At 72.3% G+C, this 22256-nt stretch carries 22 protein-coding genes; 20 read left to right on the top strand and 2 right to left on the bottom strand.

The window, feature by feature from the left end; genetic code table 11:
- The first annotated feature begins 351 nt into the window (after positions 1 to 351).
- The 13 genes from ABZ154_RS29480 to ABZ154_RS29540 all read left to right on the top strand — a co-directional run bounded on the left by ABZ154_RS29480 (position 352) and on the right by ABZ154_RS29540 (position 15150).
- The gene (locus ABZ154_RS29480) at positions 352 to 2007 is read left to right on the top strand and encodes a CTP synthase (RefSeq protein WP_356837416.1); all 1656 of its coding nucleotides are present in this window, start codon (positions 352 to 354) and stop codon (positions 2005 to 2007) included.
- A gap of 89 nt (positions 2008 to 2096) precedes the next feature.
- Positions 2097 to 2723, top strand: coding sequence for an NUDIX hydrolase (locus tag ABZ154_RS29485; RefSeq protein ID WP_356837417.1), 627 nt, complete (start codon positions 2097 to 2099; stop codon positions 2721 to 2723).
- Positions 2724 to 2907: 184 nt separating this feature from the next.
- Entirely contained in the window at positions 2908 to 5052 is a 2145-nt protein-coding gene (locus tag ABZ154_RS29490; protein ID WP_356837418.1) for a tetratricopeptide repeat protein, read from the top strand.
- A gap of 143 nt (positions 5053 to 5195) precedes the next feature.
- Positions 5196 to 6311: an alanine dehydrogenase gene (gene ald / locus ABZ154_RS29495; protein WP_356837438.1), complete on the top strand. Its 1116-nt coding sequence runs from the start codon at positions 5196 to 5198 to the stop codon at positions 6309 to 6311.
- A gap of 368 nt (positions 6312 to 6679) precedes the next feature.
- Entirely contained in the window at positions 6680 to 7798 is a 1119-nt protein-coding gene (locus ABZ154_RS29500; RefSeq protein ID WP_356837419.1) for a ParA family protein, read from the top strand.
- Positions 7795 to 8361 carry a hypothetical protein gene (locus ABZ154_RS29505; RefSeq protein WP_356837439.1) on the top strand — a complete coding sequence of 189 codons (567 nt, stop codon included), beginning with the start codon at positions 7795 to 7797 and terminating at the stop codon, positions 8359 to 8361. The genes ABZ154_RS29500 and ABZ154_RS29505 overlap by 4 nt, the downstream gene beginning before the upstream one ends.
- Before the next feature lie 82 nt (positions 8362 to 8443).
- Positions 8444 to 9496, top strand: a complete 1053-nt coding sequence (locus tag ABZ154_RS29510; RefSeq protein ID WP_356837420.1) for a segregation/condensation protein A — start codon at positions 8444 to 8446, stop codon at positions 9494 to 9496.
- Positions 9493 to 10149 (top strand): SMC-Scp complex subunit ScpB, encoded by a 657-nt coding sequence (gene scpB / locus ABZ154_RS29515; RefSeq protein ID WP_356837421.1) that lies wholly within the window; start codon positions 9493 to 9495, stop codon positions 10147 to 10149. The genes ABZ154_RS29510 and scpB overlap by 4 nt, the downstream gene beginning before the upstream one ends.
- The gene (locus ABZ154_RS29520; protein WP_356837422.1) at positions 10149 to 11510 is read left to right on the top strand and encodes a pseudouridine synthase; all 1362 of its coding nucleotides are present in this window, start codon (positions 10149 to 10151) and stop codon (positions 11508 to 11510) included. The genes scpB and ABZ154_RS29520 overlap by 1 nt, the downstream gene beginning before the upstream one ends.
- A 124-nt stretch (positions 11511 to 11634) precedes the next feature.
- Entirely contained in the window at positions 11635 to 12291 is a 657-nt protein-coding gene (gene pnuC, locus ABZ154_RS29525; RefSeq protein ID WP_356837423.1) for a nicotinamide riboside transporter PnuC, read from the top strand.
- A complete protein-coding gene (locus ABZ154_RS29530; RefSeq protein ID WP_356837424.1) occupies positions 12288 to 13367 on the top strand; it encodes an AAA family ATPase in 1080 nt (359 codons plus the stop codon). The genes pnuC and ABZ154_RS29530 overlap by 4 nt, the downstream gene beginning before the upstream one ends.
- Positions 13364 to 14128 carry an NUDIX domain-containing protein gene (locus tag ABZ154_RS29535; protein WP_356837425.1) on the top strand — a complete coding sequence of 255 codons (765 nt, stop codon included), beginning with the start codon at positions 13364 to 13366 and terminating at the stop codon, positions 14126 to 14128. Before ABZ154_RS29530 ends, ABZ154_RS29535 begins: the two co-directional genes overlap by 4 nt.
- On the top strand, positions 14125 to 15150 hold the full coding sequence (locus ABZ154_RS29540) for an ADP-ribosylglycohydrolase family protein (protein ID WP_356837426.1): 1026 nt from the start codon (positions 14125 to 14127) through the stop codon (positions 15148 to 15150). Before ABZ154_RS29535 ends, ABZ154_RS29540 begins: the two co-directional genes overlap by 4 nt.
- A 24-nt stretch (positions 15151 to 15174) precedes the next feature.
- On the opposite strand, the gene ABZ154_RS29545 is transcribed toward ABZ154_RS29540, so the two are convergent.
- Together ABZ154_RS29545 and ABZ154_RS29550 are read right to left on the bottom strand one after the other, a co-directional pair.
- Positions 15175 to 15879 (bottom strand): nucleotidyltransferase domain-containing protein, encoded by a 705-nt coding sequence (locus ABZ154_RS29545; protein WP_356837427.1) that lies wholly within the window; start codon positions 15877 to 15879, stop codon positions 15175 to 15177.
- A gap of 77 nt (positions 15880 to 15956) precedes the next feature.
- Positions 15957 to 16424, bottom strand: coding sequence for a Rieske (2Fe-2S) protein (locus ABZ154_RS29550; protein ID WP_356837428.1), 468 nt, complete (start codon positions 16422 to 16424; stop codon positions 15957 to 15959).
- A gap of 145 nt (positions 16425 to 16569) precedes the next feature.
- On the opposite strand from ABZ154_RS29550, the gene ABZ154_RS29555 reads away from it, so the two are divergent.
- The 7 genes from ABZ154_RS29555 to der all read left to right on the top strand — a co-directional run bounded on the left by ABZ154_RS29555 (position 16570) and on the right by der (position 22171).
- Positions 16570 to 16932: a DUF1304 domain-containing protein gene (locus ABZ154_RS29555; RefSeq protein WP_356837429.1), complete on the top strand. Its 363-nt coding sequence runs from the start codon at positions 16570 to 16572 to the stop codon at positions 16930 to 16932.
- A 12-nt stretch (positions 16933 to 16944) separates the two neighbouring features.
- Entirely contained in the window at positions 16945 to 17598 is a 654-nt protein-coding gene (locus ABZ154_RS29560; RefSeq protein WP_356837430.1) for a TetR/AcrR family transcriptional regulator, read from the top strand.
- A 39-nt stretch (positions 17599 to 17637) separates the two neighbouring features.
- Complete coding sequence (gene aroH, locus ABZ154_RS29565) at positions 17638 to 18000, top strand: chorismate mutase (protein ID WP_356837431.1); 363 nt, start codon at positions 17638 to 17640, stop codon at positions 17998 to 18000.
- The gene (locus ABZ154_RS29570) at positions 17997 to 19082 is read left to right on the top strand and encodes a prephenate dehydrogenase (RefSeq protein WP_356837432.1); all 1086 of its coding nucleotides are present in this window, start codon (positions 17997 to 17999) and stop codon (positions 19080 to 19082) included. The genes aroH and ABZ154_RS29570 overlap by 4 nt, the downstream gene beginning before the upstream one ends.
- Positions 19083 to 19275: 193 nt before the next feature.
- Positions 19276 to 19971 (top strand): (d)CMP kinase, encoded by a 696-nt coding sequence (gene cmk, locus ABZ154_RS29575; RefSeq protein WP_356837433.1) that lies wholly within the window; start codon positions 19276 to 19278, stop codon positions 19969 to 19971.
- Positions 19968 to 20624, top strand: coding sequence for a lysophospholipid acyltransferase family protein (locus tag ABZ154_RS29580; RefSeq protein WP_356837434.1), 657 nt, complete (start codon positions 19968 to 19970; stop codon positions 20622 to 20624). Before cmk ends, ABZ154_RS29580 begins: the two co-directional genes overlap by 4 nt.
- Positions 20625 to 20701: 77 nt before the next feature.
- Positions 20702 to 22171, top strand: coding sequence for a ribosome biogenesis GTPase Der (der, locus tag ABZ154_RS29585; RefSeq protein ID WP_356837435.1), 1470 nt, complete (start codon positions 20702 to 20704; stop codon positions 22169 to 22171).
- Positions 22172 to 22256: the final 85 nt, after the last annotated feature.

The raw sequence follows: 22256 nt of genomic DNA on the forward strand, positions 1-22256 counted from the left end.
GACGAGTTCCTGTACCGGTAGCGGGCCAAGTGGTGCCGCCGCCCGGCCGTCTCGGCAGCGAGTGTCCGAGCAGGATACGACGCGGTACGAAGATCCGCGCGACGGTCCCCGCAACATCTCTGAGCTGATCGGGTGGGACGTGAAACGACTGGGGTGATGGTGTGACGTCCCTGTGCAGGGTGTGGCCGGAAGCAGCCTCCCCTCGTCGCTGATACCCTGGTAGCCCGTGGACCGGTGGTCGTTCGCGACAGCGCACGAGGCCCCCGAACCGCAGCGACGGCGCCCCCGGAATCCCCGGTTCGGCGGCCGGTACGCACCTCACAACCGCGACCACGGGAGCCCCCTTTGGCTATGCAGCCCACATCCACGACGACCAAGCACATCTTCGTCACCGGGGGTGTCGCCTCCTCCCTCGGCAAGGGTCTGACTGCCTCCAGCCTGGGTGCCCTGCTGAAGGCGCGTGGCCTGCGGGTCACGATGCAGAAGCTCGACCCCTATCTCAACGTCGACCCCGGCACGATGAACCCGTTCCAGCACGGTGAGGTGTTCGTCACCAACGACGGCGCCGAGACCGACCTGGACATCGGGCACTACGAGCGTTTCCTCGACGTGGACCTCGACGGCTCCGCCAACGTGACGACCGGCCAGGTGTACTCGCAGGTCATCGCCAAGGAGCGGCGCGGGGAGTATCTGGGCGACACCGTCCAGGTCATCCCGCACATCACCAACGAGATCAAGCACCGCATCCGCCGCATGGCCACCGACGACGTGGACGTCGTCATCACCGAGGTCGGCGGCACGGTCGGCGACATCGAGTCGCTGCCGTTCCTGGAGACCGTCCGCCAGGTCCGCCACGAGGTCGGCCGCGACAACGTCTTCGTCGTGCACATCTCGCTGCTGCCCTACATCGGTCCTTCCGGCGAGCTGAAGACCAAGCCGACCCAGCACTCGGTCGCCGCCCTGCGCAACATCGGCATCCAGCCGGACGCCATCGTGCTGCGCGCCGACCGTGAGGTCCCGACCTCCATCAAGCGCAAGATCTCGCTGATGTGTGACGTCGACGAGGCCGCGGTCGTCGCCGCGATCGACGCCAAGTCGATCTACGACATCCCCAAGGTGCTCCACACCGAGGGTCTGGACGCCTATGTCGTCCGCAAGCTCGACCTGCCCTTCCGCGATGTCGACTGGACCACCTGGGACGACCTCCTGGACCGCGTCCACAACCCCGACCACGAGGTCACCGTCGCCCTGGTCGGCAAGTACATCGACCTGCCCGACGCCTACCTCTCGGTCATCGAGGCCATCCGCGCCGGCGGCTTCGCCAACAAAGCCCGGGTCACCATCAAGTGGGTCACCTCCGACGACTGCCGCACCGCCGCCGGTGCTGCCGAGCAGCTGCGCGACGTCGACGCGATCTGCATCCCCGGCGGCTTCGGCGAGCGCGGTGTCGACGGCAAGGTCGGCGCCATCCGCTACGCCCGTGAGAACAAGGTCCCGCTGCTGGGCCTCTGCCTGGGCCTGCAGTGCATCGTGATCGAGGCGGCCCGCTCGCTGGCCGAGATCCCCGACGCCAACTCCACCGAGTTCGACGCCGCCACCTCCCACCCGGTCATCTCGACCATGGAGGAGCAGCTCGCGTATGTCGAGGGCGCGGGCGACCTCGGCGGCACCATGCGGCTCGGCCTCTACCCGGCCAAGCTCGCCGAGGGCTCCCTGGTGCGTGAGGCGTACGCGGGTGAGCCGTACGTCGAGGAGCGCCACCGCCACCGCTACGAGGTCAACAACGCCTACCGCGGTGAGCTGGAGAAGAAGGCCGGACTGGTCTTCTCCGGCACCTCCCCGGACAACAAGCTCGTCGAGTACGTCGAGTACCCGCGCGAGGTCCACCCCTACCTGGTCGCCACCCAGGCCCACCCCGAGCTCCGCTCCCGCCCCACCCGCCCGCACCCGCTCTTCGCCGGTCTGGTGAAGGCGGCCGTCGCGCGCAAGACCGGCGCGGGCGAGTAGCTCCGAGGCATTACGGTTGACCGGGGTACGGATCCTTGACGATGCGTGCCCCGGTTTCTCGTTTTGTACGTGGTACGTGGGAGGACGCAATGGGTATCCAGGACACGCCCGAGGAGTGGCAGGTCACCGCGACCACCACCCCCTTCACCGGCAACAAGACCAGCGTCCGCACCGACCAGGTGGTCATGCCCGACGGCTCCGTCCACGGCCGTGACTACCAGGTCCACCCCGGCTCCGTCGCGATCCTCGCGGTCGACGAGGACGACCAGGTCATCGTCGTACGCCAGTACCGCCACCCCGTCCGCCAGCGGCTCTGGGAGATCCCCGCCGGACTGCTGGACGTTCCCGGCGAGAACCCTCTGCACGCCGCCCAGCGCGAGCTGTACGAGGAGGCGCACGTCAAGGCCGAGGACTGGCGGGTGCTGACCGACGTCTACACGACGCCCGGCGGCTGCGACGAGGCCGTACGGATCTTCCTCGCCCGCGGTCTCTCCGACGTGGAGGGCGAGCGCTTCGCGGTCTCCGAGGAGGAGGCCGACATGGAGCAGGGCCGTATCCCGCTGCCCGAGCTGGTGCGTTCGGTGATCGCGGGGGACCTGCACAACAACTGCCTGGCCGTCGGCGCCCTCGCGCTCACCGCCGTCCTCGCGGGCGACGGCGTCGACTCGCTGCGGCCCGCCGAGGCGCCCTGGCCGGCCCGGCCGTTCGAGGTCTGACGGTCCGTCCGCCGCCTGTCCCGCACTCCCGGTCGGACGATCGTAAGAAATGCTGATCCGATCGGGGGAAGTTCCCTTGGGCTCCGCCCCGCTCCGCAGTGATCCATACCACCACTGAACTACGCTCGAAAGGCCCCGCCGGAGTTCCGGCGGGCATCGCGTGCAGCGAAGTGGAGCGTGGCTCGTGACCGATCAGGCGGTGGACACCAGCGGCCCGGCGGAGGCTGCGGGGACCGAGGAGCCGTCCGGCGCCGCCCCGCCCCGATTCTTCGGCCGGGAACGCGAGTTGAAGGCCCTGCGGGCGGACATCGAACGCGCGGGACTGGACACCCTGGCCGGCCGCAAGACCCCCCGCGCCCGGGTCCTCCTCATCGCGGGCCGCCCCGGCTCCGGCCGCAGCGCACTCGCCGCCGAACTCGCGGGCGCCCTCACCGGTACGGGCACGGCCCCGGCCGACGCGTCGGGACCTGTAACCGGAACGGGCGCCCTGCCCTGGGCCGTTCGCGGTACGGGCTCCGGCGACTACCCCGACGGGGTGCTCCGGGTCGGCCTCACCGAGCCCGGCGGCGAGCGGGTCCCCACCGAACGCACCGCCGGCGAGATCCTGGGTCTGCTCGGTCTCGCCGCCCCGCCCGGCGCCGACCAGGACGAGCTCTCCGAGATGGTCCGCGAGGCCCTCGCCGTACGCCGTCTGGTCCTGTTGCTCGACGACGCGGCCGACGCCGAACAGGTCGACCCGCTGCTCCCGGATAACCCGGACTGCCTGGTCGTCGCCGTCGCGACCGGCCCGCTGACCGGCATCCCCGACGTCCGGCCCTGCACCCTCGGAGGCCTGGAGGCGGGCGCCGCCGTACAGCTGCTCGCCCGCGCCATCGGCCAGGTCCGCATCACCGTCGACCCGCGCACCGCCGAGAGCCTCTCCCAGGAGTGCGGCGGGCAGCCGGCCGCGCTCGCCCTGATCGGCGGCTGGCTCGCCGCCCACCCCATGGCCTCCGTCGCCGACGTCACCAAGCAGCTCCACGAACTCCCCGACTCCGGCGACCAGCAGCCCGCCGGGGCCCGTCCGCTGGCCCGCGCCTTCCGGCTCGTCCACGACTCCCTGCCGCAGGCCGCCGCCCGGATACTGCGCCTCCTCGCCCTCGCGCCCGCCGGGCTCGCCGACGCACACACCGCCTCGGCGCTGGCCGGCTGCTCGGTCTCGGCCGCCCAGTCGACGCTGGACGACTTCGTGAAGCTCGGGCTGCTGCGGACGGACGGCGCCGCCCACCCGCAGTACGGGGTGCCCGGCTGCCTCGCCCCGATGCTGCGGGCCCTCCTGGAGGACCGGGACCGCCCGGCCGAGATCCAGCTGGCCCGCGCCCGGATGCTGGAGCGGACCGTGCGCCGGCTCCAGGCCTGCCGGGCGGTCACCGAGGCGGAGGGGAGCACCGCCCACCGCAAGCTCGCCGGGCTGCCCCGCTCCCTGCGCTTCCCCAGCGCGGAGGAGGCGGGCGTCTGGCTGCTGCTGCGGCGGCCCGCCCTGCTCGCCTCCGCCCGGCTCGCGGTGGCCGACGGCGAGCTGGACACCCTGGCCCGCCGCCTGGTCGCCGCCCTGGTGCGGGCGCTGGCCGTGCACCGGGGCACCGAGGCCGCAGCCCCCGAGCTGTACGGGCTGCACGGCCTGGTCCTGGACGTGGCGCTCCGCCGTGATCTGCCCCGCGAACAGGCGGCGGCCCTGCTGAACCTCGCCGACCTGGACGCCCGCACCGGCCGCCCCCGGGACGCCCTGACCCGCTACCGGGCCGCGCTGGACGCCGGACGTGCTGCCGGTGACCTGTACGCGACGGGCCGCGCGATGGAATCCGTAGGCAGTACGTACGCCGAGCTGGGCGACTACCACCGGGCCTCCGACTGGTACGGCCGGGCGCTCGCCCAGCGCCTCACCCAGGGGGAGCGGGCCGACGAGGCACGCCTCTACGGGCGGCTCGGCGCCGTCCACAGCTACGCCGGGCGGTACGGCGAGGCGCTGCGGAACTGGCGGGCCGCCGCGGCGGGCCACCGCAGGCTCGGCGACCTGGCGGCCCAGGCACGGGCGCTCAGCGAGGCGGCCCGGGTGCAGGAGTACGCGGGGCGGCCGCACGACTCGCTGCACACCTGCCGGGAGGCGGCCGAGCTGGCCCGTCGCGCCGATGACGTGCGGCTTCAGGCGGCGCTCCAGCTCCGGCTGGCCGACACTCTGGACCGGCTCGGCGATCCGGCGGCGGCCCGGCTGCACAGGGCCGCTGCCGACAGATTGCTGGGCCAGGCGGGTTCTGCCTACGAAATCCGCAGTGCTTCGACAGAAAGTTAATGCTTTGTAAGGCTAGACAGCGCGAAGTCCTTCATTAGACTGGCTCTGCCGCGTTCCTCCGTGGCGTCTCCATTTATGCTGTATATGTCCGGGTCTGTTCTGTCGTGCCCGGATTACCCTCCGAGCCAAGGACCGTGATCGACGTGAAGGTCGGCATCCCCCGCGAAGTCAAGAACAACGAGTTCCGGGTGGCGATCACCCCCGCCGGAGTGCATGAGCTCGTCCGCCACGGCCACCAGGTCGTCATCGAGAAGGACGCCGGCGTCGGCTCGTCCATCCCGGACCAGGAGTACGTCGCCGCGGGCGCGCAGATCCTGGGCACCGCCGACGAGGTCTGGGCCGCCGCCGACCTGCTGCTCAAGGTCAAGGAGCCGGTCGCCGAGGAGTACCACCGCCTCCGCAAGGACCAGACCCTCTTCACCTACCTGCACCTCGCCGCCTCCCGCGAGTGCACCGACGCGCTGCTGGCCTCCGGCACCACCGCGATCGCCTACGAGACGGTCGAGACCGCGGGCCGCGCGCTCCCGCTGCTCGCCCCGATGTCCGAGGTCGCGGGCCGCCTCGCCCCGCAGGTCGGCGCGTACCACCTGATGCGCTCGGTCGGCGGCCGCGGCGTGCTCCCCGGCGGCGTCCCCGGCACCCAGGCCGGCCGTGCCGTCGTCATCGGCGGCGGCGTCTCCGGCTGGAACGCCACGCAGATCGCCGTGGGCCTCGGCTTCCATGTCACGCTGCTCGACCGCGACATCAACAAGCTGCGCGAGGCCGACAAGATCTTCGGCACCAAGGTGCAGACCGTCGTCTCCAACGCCTTCGAGCTGGAGAAGGCCGTCATCGAGGCCGACCTCGTCATCGGTGCCGTGCTGATCCCCGGAGCCAAGGCCCCGAAGCTGGTCACCAACGAGCTCGTCGCCAAGATGAAGCCCGGAAGTGTACTTGTCGACATTGCGATCGACCAGGGCGGCTGCTTCGAGGACTCGCACCCGACCACCCACGCCGAGCCGACCTTCCAGGTCCACGACTCGGTCTTCTACTGCGTCGCCAACATGCCCGGCGCGGTGCCGAACACCTCCACCTACGCGCTCACCAACGCCACGCTGCCGTACATCGTGGAGCTGGCGAACCGCGGCTGGGCCGACGCCCTGCGCCGCGACGCCGCCCTCGCCAAGGGCCTCAACACCCATGAGGGCCAGGTCGTTTACCGCGAGGTGGCCGAGGCGCACGACCTCCCGCACGTCGAGCTGAGCACCCTGCTCGGCTGACGGGTCAACATCTCCCGTCAACATCGGGACTCCGGCCGGACCTTGCCGCGCAAGGTCCGGCCGGAGGTGTATCGGGCCCTGTGAGGCCCTTGTGTAACTCGCCTCGAACGTAACCCTTTACCCGGTTCGTGCAGCGGCGAAATGTGCGGCTTGGTCGCTGTGCACCCTTGACAGCGAGGCGTTCGATTGCCGACACATCGGGCCGGGTCCGGCGGATTGTGTTGCTGCGGACCGGTGACACGCCATAGAGTCGCCAATCGTCGGCATGGTGCCACGCTGACCTATCGATAAGTTTCCTGGTCACGTCCAAGGAGGTAAGACGACTTGTGAATGAGTCGACAATTACTCCCGGGGGTGGTCAACCAGGGATGCCTGCACGGGGTCTGAGCCCGATCGGGCTCGAAGCTGTCGGCTCCGTCGCTGTCCGCACCTTCACCACCCAACAGCACATGACGACAGCCCCCCAGATGATGGACGGCCTACACGTGAACGCCACGGCCGGCAACGAGAGTGGCCGGAACACCGACCGCTTCGCCGACTTCGCCGAGGTGCCCGAGGGGCACTTCTACGACCCCGACGCCGAGTACGAGCCCGATCCGGAGTACGCGGCCACGCTCGCGCCCGACGCCGCACGTCAGCGCCGCGAGCGCATCGGCCCGACCGGACGGCCCCTGCCGTACTTCCCGATCCCGGGCCCCCTGACCGAGCACGGCCCCGCGAAGATCATCGCGATGTGCAACCAGAAGGGCGGCGTCGGCAAGACCACGTCGACCATCAACCTGGGTGCCGCGCTCGCCGAGTACGGACGCCGTGTCCTGCTCGTCGACTTCGACCCGCAGGGTGCCCTCTCGGTCGGCCTCGGGGTCAACCCGATGGAGCTCGACCTCACCGTCTACAACCTGCTCATGGAGCGGGGCATGGTGGCCGACGAGGTCCTGCTGAAGACCGCCGTCCCCAACATGGACCTGCTGCCGAGCAACATCGACCTCTCGGCCGCCGAGGTGCAGCTCGTCAGCGAGGTGGCCCGCGAGTCCACGCTCCAGCGCGCCCTCAAGCCGCTGATGGCCGACTACGACTACATCGTGATCGACTGTCAGCCCTCGCTCGGCCTGCTCACCGTGAACGCCCTGACGGCCGCGCACAAGGTCATAGTGCCGCTGGAGTGCGAGTTCTTCGCGCTGCGCGGGGTGGCACTGCTCACCGAGACCATCGAGAAGGTCCAGGAGCGGCTCAACCCCGAGCTGGAGCTCGACGGCATCCTCGCCACCATGTACGACTCCCGTACGGTGCACAGCCGCGAGGTCCTGGCGCGCGTCGTCGAGGCCTTCGACGAGCACGTCTACCACACGGTCATCGGGCGCACGGTCCGCTTCCCGGAGACCACGGTCGCCGGTGAGCCCATCACCACGTACGCCTCCAACTCGGTCGGTGCCGCCGCCTATCGCCAGCTCGCCAGGGAGGTGCTCGCCCGGTGTCACGCCGAGTGAGTCTGCCGGGGGCCGACGAACTGTTCCGTACCACCGGGGGAGGGATGGGTCTCCAGTCCTCCTCCCCGGCGGACCGGCGACGCAAGGCGAACGGCGAGCCCCGGGTACCCGCACCGGCGGGGGAGAGCGACCCCTCGGGCCAGGGCGGCGCTCCCGCCGGGAGCCGTGAGGAGCACGCCTCCGCCGACGCGGATGACGCTCGCGGCCGAGGCGGTGACGGCGACCGCCAGGCCGCCGCTGCCGCTCCGCCGTCCGGCGACCGGTCGGCTTCCGCCGCCCCGGCGGAGCAGTCCCCGGCCGTCCAGCAGCAGCGCAGGCGCGGCGGTGGACGCGGAGCCAACCGGCGCCCCAGCGGCCGTGAACGCCACGACGAGAAGATCACGGTCTACGTCTCCGCCGAGGAGCTGATGGACCTGGAACACGCCCGGCTCGTCCTGCGCGGCGAACACGGCCTCGCCGTCGACCGCGGACGCATCGTCCGTGAGGCAGTGGCGGTGGTCCTCGCCGACCTGGAGTCCCGGGGCGACGCGAGCATCCTCGTACGGCGGCTGCGCGGCCGCTGACCGGCGCCGCGCCGGTAGCCTGCCGGACGGGACCCGCCGACCGGCGGGGCCCGTCCGCGCCCCGCCCCACCTCTGGACCACCATGCCCACGCTCCCCGACCCCGCCGCGCCGCGCCGCCGCGCCCTGGGGCGGGGGCCGCGGGTGGCGCCGCCGCCCGCGGAGGCGCCTGCGGAGGCGGAGGAGACGGCTCCGGAGCCCGGGCAGGAGCCGGAAGCCGTTCCCGTACCGGAAACGGAGCCGGAGCCCGTACGAGCCGCTCCTGAGCCCGTACCGCCGGCCGGGCCTGAGCCCGTACCGGCGGAGCCGGGAGCCGACGACAAGCGCTTCACCGTCCGGCTGGTGAACTTCGAGGGCCCCTTCGACCTCCTCCTCCAGCTGATCTCCCGGCACAAGCTGGACGTGACCGAGGTCGCGCTCTCGAAGGTCACCGACGAGTTCATGGCGTACATCCGCGCCATGGGCCCGGACTGGGACCTCGACCAGACCACCGAGTTCCTCGTGGTCGCCGCCACCCTGCTGGACCTGAAGGCCGCCCGGCTGCTGCCCGCCGCCGAGGTGGAGGACGAGGCGGACCTGGCGCTCCTGGAGGCGCGGGACCTGCTCTTCGCGCGGCTGCTCCAGTACCGCGCGTACAAGCAGATCGCGGACATCTTCAGCGGCCGCCTGGAGTCCGAGGCCCGCCGCCACCCCCGCACCGTCGGCCTGGAGGACCGCCACGCGGAGCTGCTGCCCGAGGTCGTCATCAGCATCGGGCCCGAGGGGTTCGCCAAGCTCGCGGTCAAGGCGATGCAGCCGAAGCCGAAGCCCCAGGTGTACGTCGACCACATCCACGCCCCGCTGGTCAGCGTGCGGGAGCAGGCGGGCATCGTGGTGGAGCGGCTGCGCGAGGCCGGGGCGGCGGTGAGCTTCCGCACGCTCACCGAGGACGCCCCCGACACCCTCACCGTGGTCGCCCGCTTCCTGGCCCTGCTGGAGCTGTACCGGGAGAAGGCCGTCACCCTGGACCAGGACGAGGCGCTGGGCGACCTGATGGTGGCCTGGTGCGGCGGGGCGGACGCGGAGCCGGTGGTGACGGACGAGTTCGACCAGGAGCTGAACGGGACGGCCGAGCAGGAGGAGGACGTAAGGGAATGAGCGCGCAGCCCACCGCACAGGACGACGAGGGCGCCGTCGCCTCGCTCGACCTGAAGCCCGCCCTGGAGGCGGTCCTCATGGTCGTCGACGAGCCCGCCACCGTCGACCAGCTGGCCAAGGTGCTCCAGCGGCCCCGCAGAGCCGTGGCGGACGCGCTGCGGGAGCTGGCCGACGAGTACACCGTGCAGCGCCGGGGCTTCGACCTCCGGCTGGTCGCGGGCGGCTGGCGTTTCTACACCCGACCCGAGTACGCGTCGGCCGTCGAGGGCTTCGTCCTGGACGGCCAGCACGCCCGGCTGACCCAGGCCGCGCTGGAGACCCTGGCGGTGGTCGCCTACCGGCAGCCGGTAAGCCGTTCGCGGGTCTCGGCGGTGCGCGGAGTCAACTGCGACGGCGTCATGCGGACCCTCCTCCAGAGGGGCCTGGTGGCCGAGGCGGGCGCGGAACCCGAAACAGGTGCGATCCTGTACAGGACGACGAACTACTTTCTGGAGCGAATGGGCCTGCGCGGCCTGGACGAGCTCCCGGAACTCGCGCCCTTCCTCCCCGAGGCGGACGCGATCGAGGCTGAGACGCTAGAGGGTGTGCCGTCGTTCGATCCGGACGCACCGGACACCCCGGATACTCACGCAGACGACAAGACGGAATTTTGATGCGAAGCAGTGGCAGGAACAGCGGAAGCGGCAGCGGCAGCGGCAGCGGCAGGAGCGGCGGCGGCGCGGGCAGTGGCGGCCGCAGCGGCGGCGGCTCCTTCCGCCAGGGTCAGGGCGGCGGCGGCCAGGGCGGCCGTCCCGGCGGCCAGGGCGGCGGCGGACGCGGCGGCAGCAGCCAGGGCGGACGGCCCGGAGCCTCGGGCGGTCGTCCGGGCGGTCAGGGCGGACGGCCCTCCGGCGGTCAGGGCGGGCGCCCCGCCGGTCAGGGCGGACGCGGCGGCGGCCAGGGCGGTCGTCCGGGCTCCCCGGACGGGCGTGGCAGCTACCAGGGCGGGCGGGACGAGGAGCAGCGCCCCCGCCGCCCCCGCCCCGAGGAGCGCCGCTACGACGTGGGCAACGATGCCCCCGGCGCCCGGACCGAGCAGGAGGGCCCCCGCAAGGGCCGCGGCTCGGCGGCCCGTGGCGGCGCCAAGGGCGGTCCGAAGCCCGCACAGGGCGGCTCCGGCCGCAGTGGCGGTTTCCGTCGCGCCGCCCCCTCGCGCCCCCGCGAGCTGGACGCCAAGATCGAGCAGCGCAACCGCGACCGGTACGCGAACAAGCCCGTGATCAACCTCCCCAAGACCCACCCGGGCGCCGAGGAGGAGGGCGAGCGGCTGCAGAAGGTCCTCGCCCGGGCCGGCATGGGTTCGCGCCGCGCGTGCGAGGAGCTGATCGAGCAGTCCCGCGTCGAGGTCAACGGCGAGATCGTCGTCGAGCAGGGCAAGCGCGTCGATGTGCACAAGGACGAGATCAAGGTCGACGGCCTGACCGTCGCCGCCCAGTCCTACCTGTTCTTCGCGCTGAACAAGCCCGCGGGCGTCGTCTCCTCGATGGAGGACCCGGACGGCCGCCAGTGCCTCGGCGACTACGTGACCAACCGCGAGACGCGGCTGTTCCACGTAGGCCGGCTGGACACCGAGACGGAGGGCATCATCATGCTCACCAACCACGGTGAACTGGCCCATCGCCTCACGCACCCCAAGTACGGCGTGAAGAAGACCTACCTGGCCGCCATCCAGGGCCCCCTGCCGCGTGACCTCGGCAAGCGGCTCAAGGACGGCATCCAGCTGGAGGACGGCTACGCCCGCGCCGACCACTTCCGCGTGGTCGAGAACACCGGCAAGAACTACCTGGTCGAGGTGACCCTCCACGAGGGCCGCAAGCACATCGTGCGCCGGATGCTGGCCGAGGCCGGTTTCCCGGTCGAGCGCCTCGTACGGACGTCCTTCGGGCCGATCCCGCTGGGCGACCAGAAGTCCGGCTGGCTGCGCCGCCTCACCAACACCGAGGTCGGCATGCTGATGCGCGAGGTCGGTCTCTGACAGCTCCCACCGACGGCCCGCGGCCGGTATCTGTCCGGAAAGTTCGGACAGATACCGGCCGCGGGCCTTCTGCTGTCCCCGTCCACCCTTTATAGTCAAAGTGACTATTAAAGGAGGCGGGCCCGTGAGCCTCGCGGACATACTCGATCCCCTGCAACAGCCCCTGGTGACCGTCCTGGACACCCCGGTCAGCTGGACCGAGGTTCTGGGCTTCGGCAGCGGGGCGCTGTGCGTGTGGCTCGTGGCCCGCCAGCACCTCGCGAACTGGCCGATCGGCATCGCCAACAACGTCTTCTTCATCCTGCTGTTCGCCCAGGCCGGCCTGTACGCCGACGCCGGCCTCCAGATCGTCTTCATCACCCTCGCCGCGTACGGCTGGTGGACCTGGACCCACGGGGGTGGACCAGGGACCTCGGCCCTGCCGGTGCGCGGAACCACGCGCACAGAATGGACCTGGCTGCTCGCGGCGGGGGTGGTGGGGACCGCAGGGCTCACCCTGCTGCTCTCGCGGGCCACCGACTCCACGGTCCCGTTCTGGGACGCGCTGACGACCTCGCTGTCACTGATGGCGACGTACGGTCAGTGCAGGAAGCGGCTGGAGTCGTGGTGGCTGTGGATCGCGGCGGACGTGGTCTACATCCCGCTGTACGCGCACAAGGGGCTGTACCTGACCTCGCTGCTGTACGCGGGCTTCCTCGCCCTGTGTCTCGTCGGCCTGCGTAACTGGCACCGCGACCTGACCGCCCGCGACTCCCGCCCGCTGGAGGTGGCCGCGGCGTGAAGCGCTACGAACACGGCCTCGTCCTCGGCAAGTTCTACCCGCCGCACGCGGGCCACCACCACCTCGTGCGGTCAGCCCAGGACCACTGCGAACGGCTGACCGTGCTGGTCTGCGCCGCCTCCGTGGAGTCCGTACCGCTCGCGGACCGGGTCGGCTGGATGCGCGAGATCCACCCGGACGTCACGGTGGTGGGCGCGGTCGACGACACGCACATGGACGTGACCGACCCGGCGGTCTGGAACGCGCACATGGCGGTCTTCACCGCCGCCGTGCCCGAGCGGGTCGATGCGGTCTTCACCTCGGAGGCGTACGGGGAGGAGCTCGGCCGCCGCTTCGGTGCCGCGTCCGTCCTCGTCGATCCCGACCGCACCCTCTTCCCGGTCTCCGGGACCGCCGTGCGCAAGGACCCGGTCGGCTGCTGGGACTTCCTCCGGCCGCCCGTGCGGGCCGCCCTCGCCCGCCGGGTCGTCGTCCTCGGCGCCGAGTCCACCGGCACCACCACCCTCGCGCGCGCCCTTACCGGCCACTACCGGGCCCGCGGCGGGGTCTGGGCACGGACGGGGTACGTCGCGGAGTACGGGCGCGAGTACAGCGAGCACAAGCTCGCCGCCCTGCGGGAGAGGTGGCCCGGGGCCGCCTGGGAGGACGTCACCTTCACCACCGACGACTTCCCGCTCATCGCGCAGGCCCAGAACGACCGGGAGGAGGCCGCCGCCCGCACCGGCTCCCCGGTGCTCTTCTGCGACACGGACTCCTTCGCCACCACCGTCTGGCACGAGCGGTACGTCGGCGGCCGCAACCCGCTCGTCGAGGAGATCGCCGACCGGACGGCCCACCACCTGTGGCTTCTCACCGACCACGAGGGCGTCGCCTTCGAGGACGACGGGCTGCGGGACGGCGAGGAGCTGCGCCCCTGGATGACCGACCGCTTGCGCGCCGAACTCACCCGCACGGGCCGCCGTTTCACCGAGATCACCGGCCCGCCCGACGCCCGCCTCACTGCCGCCGTCGCCGCCGTGGACGCACTCCTCGCCACCGGCTGGGACTTCGCCGCCCCGCTCCCGGAGAAGCGATGAGCAGCGGCGTACCCGAGGGGTACGACCCGCACGCCTTCCCGCCGTTCGCGGTCACCGTCGACCTGGCGGTCTTCACCGTCCGGGACGGGGCGCTGCACGTGCTGCTGGTCGAACGCGGTCAGGACCCGTTCCGGGGCCGCTGGGCGCTGCCGGGCGGCTTCGTCCTGCCCCGCGAGTCCGCCGACGAGGCCGCCCGCCGCGAGCTGGCCGAGGAGACCGGCCTCGGCCCGGACGCGGTGGGCGCCCTCCATCTGGAGCAGCTGCGCACCTACACCGACCCGGACCGCGACCCGAGGATGCGGGTCGTCTCCGTCGCGTACGCGGCGCTCCTGCCGGACCTGCCCGAACCGCGCGGCGGCGGCGACGCGGCGAGCGCGAGGTGGTGGGGCGCAGGCGCCGCGGGCCCGCTGGCCTTCGACCACGACCGGATCCTCGCCGACGCCCGCGACCGGATCGGCGCCAAACTCGAATACACCTGCCTGGCCACCGAGTTCTGCCCCGCCGAGTTCACCCTCGGGGAGCTCCAGCAGGTCTACGAGACGGTGTGGGGCGTCGAGCTGGACCGCCCCAACTTCCGGCGCAAGGTTCTGAACGTGCCGGGCTTCGTCCAGCCGGTGGACGGCCCGCCGCGCCGTACGGGGGGCCGGGGCAAACCGGCCGCGCTGTACCGGGCGGGCGGAGCGAGGTCCCTGCACCCGCCCCTGCTGCGCCCGCCTCCCACCGATCCACCCCTCTCGCGCCCGGAAGGACGAACGCCATGACCATCGCCACCAGAACGCTCACCAAGCAGGCGGCCACCGGCTCGCTGACCGGGCTCGCGCTCGGTGACGCGCTGGGCTTCCCCACCGAGTTCAACGACGTCCCCGCCATCCTCGCCAAGTGCGGCCCCTGGCGGCGGATGGCCCTGCCGACCCCCGCCTTCGTCACCGACGACACCCAGATGACGATCGCGCTGGGCCGGGGCATCCGCACCGCCATGGACAGCGGACTGCTCACGCCGGAGCGGCTGGTGGATCCGGTCCGCAGGGAGTTCATCGCCTGGTACCACTCACCGGACAACAACCGCGCTCCAGGCAACACCTGCCTCACCGCCTGCCGCCTGCTCGAATCCAGCGCGGTCTGGCAGGAGGCGAGCCAGACACGCTCCAAGGGCTGCGGCGCCAACATGCGGGTCGCGCCGATCGGTCTCGTCCCCGGCCTCAGCGACGAGCAGCGCGCCGGCGCCGCCCAGCTGCAGGCCGCCCTCACCCACGGCCACCCCACCGCCCTGGCGGCCTCGGACCTGACCGCCCGCGCGGTCTTCCTGCTGGCCCAGGGCGCCGAACCGCTCGGCCTCATCGGCCGGCTGCGCAGCTACGCGTACGAGAACAGCGGCCGCTACCACACCCGCTGGCTCGGCGACCTGTGGCGCCACGCCGGGGACACCTCGCCCGAGGCGTACATCAGCCGCGGCTGGGACGAGTGCCAGGGCGCGCTGGCCGCCCTGCAGGAGGCCCTGCGCGACCCGTCACCGGAGACCGACCCGTGCGAGCGGACCGGGGACGGCTGGATCGCCGAGGAGGCCCTCGCCACCGCCCTGCACTGCTTCCTGCTCTTCCCCGAGGACCCGCTCACCGCCCTGCGCCGCGCCGCCTGCACCCGGGGCGACTCCGACTCGATCGCCTGCCTGGCGGGCGCCTTCGCCGGGGCCCACCTGGGTGCGGGGGCGTGGCCCAAGGAGTGGTCGGAGCGCATCGAGTACCGGAGCGACCTGCTGTCCCTGGCGGCGCTCTGGGACGCCTGAGCGATGAGCACCCCCGAAGTCTGACTACCGGCCTCCGGGCCTCCGGGCTGACGCCCGCCGGGTCCGGACCAGGAAGTCCTCCACCGCCGCGCGGTCGGGCCCGGGCGGCAGCGGTGAGGCGTCCACCGCCTCGTCGTTCTCCTCGGCCAGGCGGTTCATCCGGCGCTCCACCTCCGGCCAGGGCACCTCGCCCCGCTTCACCGCCAGCAGCTCCTCGCGCGCGTCGCCGACGTCGATGTGCAGCTCGCCGGTGCGCAGCAGGTCCCGGCCGCTCGCCAGCAGCCGCAGCAGGTGCATCGCGTGCTTCCAGCGGGGCTCCCCGTACTGCCGTACGTCGGCCTCCAGCTTCTTCCGCTGGCCCAGCGCGTAGCGGACGAACGTGGCGTGGGCCAGGCGGGAGAGGAACGCCCCCCGAAGCGCGATGAGTTCGCGGCCGGTGTCGTCCACGTACTCCACCAGCGGGGAGTGCAGGCACTCCAGCACGTTCGGGTTGGCCCGCAGCGCCAGCTCGCAGAAGCGCTCCAGCTCCCAGGAGAACTGCTCGGGAGCGGGGCCCGCGATGTGCGCCGGGGGCTTGGTGAGGCGCCAGAACAGCGGGGTGGGGGCCACGAACACGCCCCGCCGGTCGGTGTCGCTGTCCTCCGTCGCCAGACCGAACGCGCGGGAACCCATCACACACGCGTAGACCGTGTGGTCGTGTACGAGAGCCTCGTCGGTGGGAGTGGTCATGGCGGCGAGGGTACGGGGGCGGCGGGCCGCCCCGCCCCCGAATTGGGGCCGCCCGGCTCCTCCCCGCCGGGCCCCGCTCAGCCCAGCCGGATCGCCCCGCCCGAGACGGTGATCCGCTCGGCCGGCAGCGGGCGGGTCGCCGGGCCGGCCTCGACCGCCGCGTCCGTGATGGAGAACTTGGAGCCGTGGCAGGGGCAGTTGATGGTGCCGTCGCTGACTGTCGAGACGAGGCACTGGGCGTGTGTGCAGACGGCGGAGAAGGCCTTGAACTCGCCCTCCTCCGGCTGGGTCACCACCACCTTCTGCTCCTTGAAGATCGTGCCCCCGCCGACCGGGATGGCGCCCGTCGCGGCCAGCTCCTCACCGCCGGGCGAGGCGTCGGGCGAGGCGTCGGTGGAGGTCCCGGGCGTTGCCGTGTCCGAGGCCGTCGGCGTACCGCTCGTGTCCCCTCCGCCGCTCTCGTCGCCGGACGATCCGCAGCCGGTCATCAGAGCGGCGGCGCCCGCCGCGCCCGCGGTCAGAACCGTCCTTCGCCGTGCGTTCATGGGCTCTCCAGCTGTCGAGGCGTGAGGGGGGTGATCCGTGCTGGCCATGGTGGTGGCTGGGGAGCGCGCAGGTGAAGCAACCGGGCGGGCCGAGAGCACTTCCTGTACAGTCGTCCAGGAAATCGCCCCTGGGAGGCCCACCCTCATGCACATCGCAGCTCAGGTCCTGGTCGCGCTCGTCGCGCTGATCCACGCCTACTTCCTCGTCCTGGAGATGTTCCTCTGGGACACCGGCCGCGGCCGCAAGGCCTTCGGTACGACTCCGGCCTTCTCCCGTGAGAGCGCCACCCTCGCCGCCAACCAGGGCCTCTACAACGGCTTCATGGCCGCCGGTCTGGTCTGGGGTCTCCTCGCGAGCGACCCCGTCGCCTTCCAGGCGCAGATCTTCTTCCTGAGCTGCCTGATCGTCGCCGGGGTCTACGGGGCCGTCACGGTGAGCCGGAAGATCCTCTTCGTCCAGGCGGTGCCGTCCGCACTCGCCCTCGGAGCCGTCCTGCTCGCGGGCTGAGATCCTGGGCCGATGACACCCGCAGTAACGGCCGGCAGCGCCGACCCGCGCACCGCACGCACCCGGGCCAAGCTCCGGGCCGCCCTGCTCGCCGCCTGCGAGCACCGGCCACTCGAACAGGTCAGCGTGGCGCAGGTGGTCCGCGGGGCCGGCGTCGGGCGTGCCACCTTCTACCTCCACTACGACGACCTGCACGCCCTCGCGGTGGACGCCTGCGTCGAGGTCGTCACCGAAGCGGTCGACGCCCTGCACGCCTGGGACGGCGCACCGCCCGGCCCGGACGCGCCCCCAGCCCCGCTCGCCGCCCTCCTCGCGTCCGTCCACACCCGGGCCCCCGTCTACCGCGGCCTGCTGCGCGAGGGCGGCGGCGGGCCGCTCGGCGAGCTGCTCCACCGGGAGCTGCGGCAGCGCAGCCTCGGCGAGCTGCGCGTCCGCCGTCCGGCGGACACCGGACACGACCTCACCGCGAGCGCCGTCGCCGGGATCTTCACCGGGGTCCTCGCCGACTGGGTGCACGGGCAGGTCACCGCGACGCCCGAGCAGCTCGCCGGCCGGATCTGGCGCATGCTCCTCGCGGTCCACGCCACCGCCCGGCACCGGAGCCTTTCCCCGCCGTCTCACGGAGAGAGCGCGGTGACCGAGCCAGGCACCGCCCCTCTAGGGTGATCGGGAGCAGCGCGGAAGTGGACGAACAAGGAGTACGACGTGGCGGTACGAGCGGTCCGAGGAGCCGTCCAGCTGGAGCGGGACGAGGCGGGGCACATGGACGAGCGGGTCGGTGAGCTGCTGACAGCCGTCCTGGAACGCAACGAGCTGGTCGCCGACGACCTGATCAGCATCTGGTTCACCGCCACCCCGGACCTGCACAGCGACTTCCCGGCCGCCGCCGCGCGCGGCCTCGGGATCGTCGACGTGCCCCTGATCTGCGCCCAGGAGCTGGACATCGAGGGCGCCATGCCCCGCGTCGTCCGCCTCCTCGCCCACGTCGGGACCTACCTCTCGCGCGCGGAGATCAGCCACGTCTACCTCGGCGCCACCGCCGCCCTGCGCAAGGACATCGCCCAGTGAGAACCGCCCTCGTCATCGGAACCGGGCTCGTCGGCACCTCCGCCGCCCTCGCGCTGTCCGGCCGCTCCGTCCACGTCCACCTCGTCGACCACGACCCCGAGTCGGCCCGCACGGCGGCCGCCCTCGGTGCCGGCAGCGACGAGCCGCCCGCCGGACGGGTCGACCTGGCGGTCATCGCCGTACCGCCCGCCCACACCGCCACCGTCCTGGCCAGGGCCATGCGCGACGGGGTGGCCCGGGGCTACCTGGACGTCGCCAGCGTCAAGGGCGGCCCGCGCCGCGAGCTGGAGGCGATGGGTCTCGACCTCACGCCGTACATCGGTACGCACCCGATGGCGGGCAAGGAGCGCTCGGGGCCGCTCGCCGCCACCGCCGACCTCTTCGAGGGGCGCCCCTGGGTGCTCACCCCGACCCGGGACACCGACACCGAGGTCCTCAACCTCGCCCTGGAGCTGGTAGCGCTCTGCCGGGCCGTCCCCGTGGTGATGGACGCCGACGCCCACGACCGGGCCGTCGCCCTCGTCTCCCACACGCCGCAGCTGATCTCCTCCATGGTGGCCGCGCGGCTGGAGGAGGCCGACGAGACCGCCGTACGCCTGTGCGGCCAGGGCATCCGCGACGTGACCCGGATCGCCGCGTCGGACCCCCGGATGTGGGTGGAGATCCTCTCCGCCAACCCCGGCCCGGTCGCCGACGTGCTGGCCGGGGTCGCCGCCGACCTCGCGGAGACGGTGACCGCGCTGCGCGGCCTGCACTCCGCCGACGAGGAGAAGCGGCGCGCGGGCACCGACGCCATCGAGGACGTCCTGCGCCGCGGCAACGCGGGCCGCGTCCGGGTCCCCGGCAAGCACGGCGCGGCCCCTGCCGCGTACGAGACCGTGGCCGTCCTCATCGGCGACAAGCCGGGCGAGCTCGCCTCGATCTTCGCCGACGCGGGCCGGGCCGGGGTGAACATCGAGGACGTCCGCATCGAGCACGCCACCGGGCAGCAGGCGGGCCTGGTCCAGCTCATGGTCGTACCGAGCGCGGCCCCCGTGCTCGCGGCGGCCCTGACCGAGCGCGGCTGGTCGGTCCGCAGCTGAGTCCCGTACGGGGGCGGCTCCCGGCGCCACCCTCCGTACGGAGACGGCACCACCGCCGCGTACGCCGGACAGCGCCACCCCCGTGCGGGGACGGAGCCTCCCCCGTACGGGGTACAAGGGCGCGCCCGGCACTCGGTAACCTGGTACGAGGCCGTCCCCAGGCCCGTCCGTCCCCACCCCGTGTACCAGGAAGGTGTCCACCACCGTGGAAACCGCAAGCTCCGCCGTGATCGTCGCCATCGACGGGCCCTCGGGCACCGGCAAGTCGAGCACCTCGAAGGCCGTCGCCGCCAAGCTCGGCCTGAGCTACCTGGACACGGGCGCGCAGTACCGGGCCATCACCTGGTGGATGCTGACCAACGGCATCGACGTGGACAGCCCCGCCGAGATCGCGACCGCGGCCGCCAAGCCGGTGATCGTCTCCGGCACCGACCCGACCGGCCCGACGATCACCGTCGACGGCGAGGACGCCTCGGGCCCGATCCGCACCCAGGAGGTCACCTCGAAGGTCAGCGCCGTCAGCGCGGTCCCCGAGGTGCGCACGATCATCACCGAGCTTCAGCGCTCCATCGCCGCGGGCGCCGAGGGCGGTATCGTCGTCGAGGGCCGCGACATCGGCACCACCGTGCTGCCCGACGCCGACCTGAAGATCTTCCTCACCGCCTCCCCGGAGGCCCGCGCCGCCCGTCGCAGCGGTGAGGTCAAGGGCTCCGACCTCACCGCCACCCGCGAGGCCCTGATCAAGAGGGACGCCGCCGACTCCGGCCGTAAGACCTCACCGCTGGCCAAGGCGGACGACGCCGTCGAGGTGGACACCACCGAGCTCACCCTCCAGCAGGTCATCGAGTGCGTCGTCACCCTCGTCGAGGAGAAGCGGACCGCCGCGTGAGTGACGCCACGGGGGCGCCCACACTGCGCGGAGCCGCGGTCGGGCGAGGGATCGGCATCGGCCTGATGTACGGGCTGTGGAAGCCGCGCGTGCTCGGTGCGTGGCGTGTGCCCGCCGCCGGACCCGTCATACTCGCGGTGAACCACTCCCACAACATCGACGGACCGATGCTGATGGGGACCGCACCCCGGCCGGTGCACTTCCTGATCAAGAAGGAGGCGTTCGTCGGCCCCCTCGACCCGTTCCTGCACGGGATCGGCCAGATCGAGGTGGACCGTACGAGCGTCGACCGCACCGCCATCAGCCACGCGCTGGGCGTCCTGGCGGACGGCGGGGCGCTCGGGATCTTCCCGGAGGGCACCCGGGGCGAGGGCGACTTCGCCTCGCTGCGGGCCGGACTCGCGTACTTCGCGGTGCGCGGCGGGGCACCCATCGTCCCCGTCGCGGTCCTGGGAAGCACGGAGCGCCGCGGACGGTTGATACGAGGGCTGCCCCCGCTGCGCAGCCGGGTCGACGTCGTCTTCGGTGACGCGTTCGACGCGAGCGCCGGCGACGGGCGGCGCACCCGCAAGGCGCTGGACGAGGCGACCCTGCGGATCCAGGCGAAGCTCACCGCCCACCTGGAAAGTGCCAAGCGCCTCACCGGGCGATAGGCCAGACTTGACCTGACTTGAGTAGTGGACGCGCTGATCGCGGTCCATCGATGATGATGTAAAGAGGAACGGACTTCATGAACGACCAGATTCACTCCGGCGGCTCGGACCACGAGCACGGAGAACTTGGCGATGCCGAGTACGCGGAGTTCATGGAGCTCGCCGCGCAGGAGGGCTTCGACCCCGAAGAGGTCGAGGGCGCTCTCGGTGAGGCCGGTCACGGCCCGCTCCCCGTGCTCGCCGTCGTCGGCCGCCCCAATGTCGGCAAGTCGACCCTGGTGAACCGGATCATCGGCCGCCGCGAGGCCGTTGTGCAGGACAAGCCCGGCGTCACCCGCGACCGCGTCAGCTACGAGGCCGAGTGGGCGGGCCGCCGCTTCAAGGTCATGGACACCGGCGGCTGGGAGCAGGACGTGCTGGGCCTCGACGCCTCCGTCGCCGCCCAGGCGGAGTACGCCATCGAGACGGCCGACGCCGTCGTCTTCGTGGTCGACGCCACCGTCGGTGCCACCGACACCGACGAGGCCGTCGTCAAGCTGCTGCGCCGGGCGGGCAAGCCCGTCGTGCTCTGCGCCAACAAGGTCGACGGCCAGAGCGGCGAGGCCGACGCCACCGCCCTGTGGTCGCTCGGCCTCGGCGAGCCCTACCCTGTCTCCTCGCTGCACGGCCGCGGCACCGGCGACATGCTGGACGCCGTCCTCGAAGCCCTCCCGGACGCTCCGGAGCAGAAGTTCGGCACCACACTCGGCGGCCCCCGCCGCATCGCGCTGATCGGCCGTCCGAACGTCGGCAAGTCCTCCCTGCTGAACAAGGTGGCGGGCGAGGACCGGGTCGTCGTCAACGAGCAGGCCGGCACCACCCGGGACCCGGTCGACGAGCTGATCAAGCTGGGCGGCATCACCTGGAAGTTCATCGACACGGCGGGCATCCGCCGCCGCGTCCACCTCCAGGAGGGCGCGGACTACTACGCCTCGCTCCGTACGGCCGCCGCCGTGGAGAAGGCCGAGGTCGCCGTCATCCTGATCGACTCCAGCGAGTCCATCAGCGTCCAGGACCAGCGGATCATCACCATGGCCGTGGACGCCGGGCGCGCCATCGTCGTCGCCTTCAACAAGTGGGACACCCTCGACGAGGAGCGCCGCTACTACCTGGAGCGCGAGATCGAGACGGAGCTCGCGCAGATCGCCTGGGCTCCCCGCGTCAACGTCTCGGCCCTCACCGGCCGGCACATGGAGAAGCTCGTCCCGGCGATCGAGACCGCGATCGAGGGCTGGGAGACCCGCGTCCCCACCGGCCGGCTGAACGCCTTCCTCGGCGAGATCGTCGCCTCCCACCCGCACCCGATCCGGGGCGGCAAGCAGCCGCGCATCCTGTTCGGCACCCAGGCGGGCACCAAGCCGCCGCGGTTCGTGCTGTTCGCCTCCGGCTTCCTGGAGCACGGCTACCGTCGCTTCGTCGAGCGCCGGCTGCGCGAGGAGTTCGGCTTCGAGGGCACCCCGATCCACATCTCGGTCCGCGTCCGCGAGAAGCGAGGCCGCAACAAGTAGCACCCACACGGGGGACGACAGAGCCCCGGCAGCCCCCATAGGGGCCTCGTCCTTGAGCATCACGTCAAGGGCTTCGGCCTGGCCC

The organism is Streptomyces sp. NPDC006261 (assembly GCF_040613515.1).
In the GTDB taxonomy this organism is placed as follows: domain Bacteria; phylum Actinomycetota; class Actinomycetes; order Streptomycetales; family Streptomycetaceae; genus Streptomyces.

What these genes read in the sequence shown, in the direction of transcription:
- ABZ154_RS29480 (WP_356837416.1), top strand. Translation starts at nt 352, where the DNA reads ATGCAGCCCACATCCACGACGACCAAGCACATCTTCGTCACCGGGGGT.
- ABZ154_RS29550 (WP_356837428.1), bottom strand. Translation starts at nt 16,424, where the DNA reads ATGAACGCACGGCGAAGGACGGTTCTGACCGCGGGCGCGGCGGGCGCC.
- ABZ154_RS29540 (WP_356837426.1), top strand. Translation starts at nt 14,125, where the DNA reads ATGACCATCGCCACCAGAACGCTCACCAAGCAGGCGGCCACCGGCTCG.
- ABZ154_RS29535 (WP_356837425.1), top strand. Translation starts at nt 13,364, where the DNA reads ATGAGCAGCGGCGTACCCGAGGGGTACGACCCGCACGCCTTCCCGCCG.
- der (WP_356837435.1), top strand. Translation starts at nt 20,702, where the DNA reads ATGAACGACCAGATTCACTCCGGCGGCTCGGACCACGAGCACGGAGAA.
- ABZ154_RS29520 (WP_356837422.1), top strand. Translation starts at nt 10,149, where the DNA reads ATGCGAAGCAGTGGCAGGAACAGCGGAAGCGGCAGCGGCAGCGGCAGC.
- ABZ154_RS29560 (WP_356837430.1), top strand. Translation starts at nt 16,945, where the DNA reads ATGACACCCGCAGTAACGGCCGGCAGCGCCGACCCGCGCACCGCACGC.
- ABZ154_RS29545 (WP_356837427.1), bottom strand. Translation starts at nt 15,879, where the DNA reads ATGACCACTCCCACCGACGAGGCTCTCGTACACGACCACACGGTCTAC.
- ABZ154_RS29510 (WP_356837420.1), top strand. Translation starts at nt 8,444, where the DNA reads ATGCCCACGCTCCCCGACCCCGCCGCGCCGCGCCGCCGCGCCCTGGGG.
- ABZ154_RS29485 (WP_356837417.1), top strand. Translation starts at nt 2,097, where the DNA reads ATGGGTATCCAGGACACGCCCGAGGAGTGGCAGGTCACCGCGACCACC.
- scpB (WP_356837421.1), top strand. Translation starts at nt 9,493, where the DNA reads ATGAGCGCGCAGCCCACCGCACAGGACGACGAGGGCGCCGTCGCCTCG.
- ABZ154_RS29555 (WP_356837429.1), top strand. Translation starts at nt 16,570, where the DNA reads ATGCACATCGCAGCTCAGGTCCTGGTCGCGCTCGTCGCGCTGATCCAC.
- ABZ154_RS29500 (WP_356837419.1), top strand. Translation starts at nt 6,680, where the DNA reads ATGCCTGCACGGGGTCTGAGCCCGATCGGGCTCGAAGCTGTCGGCTCC.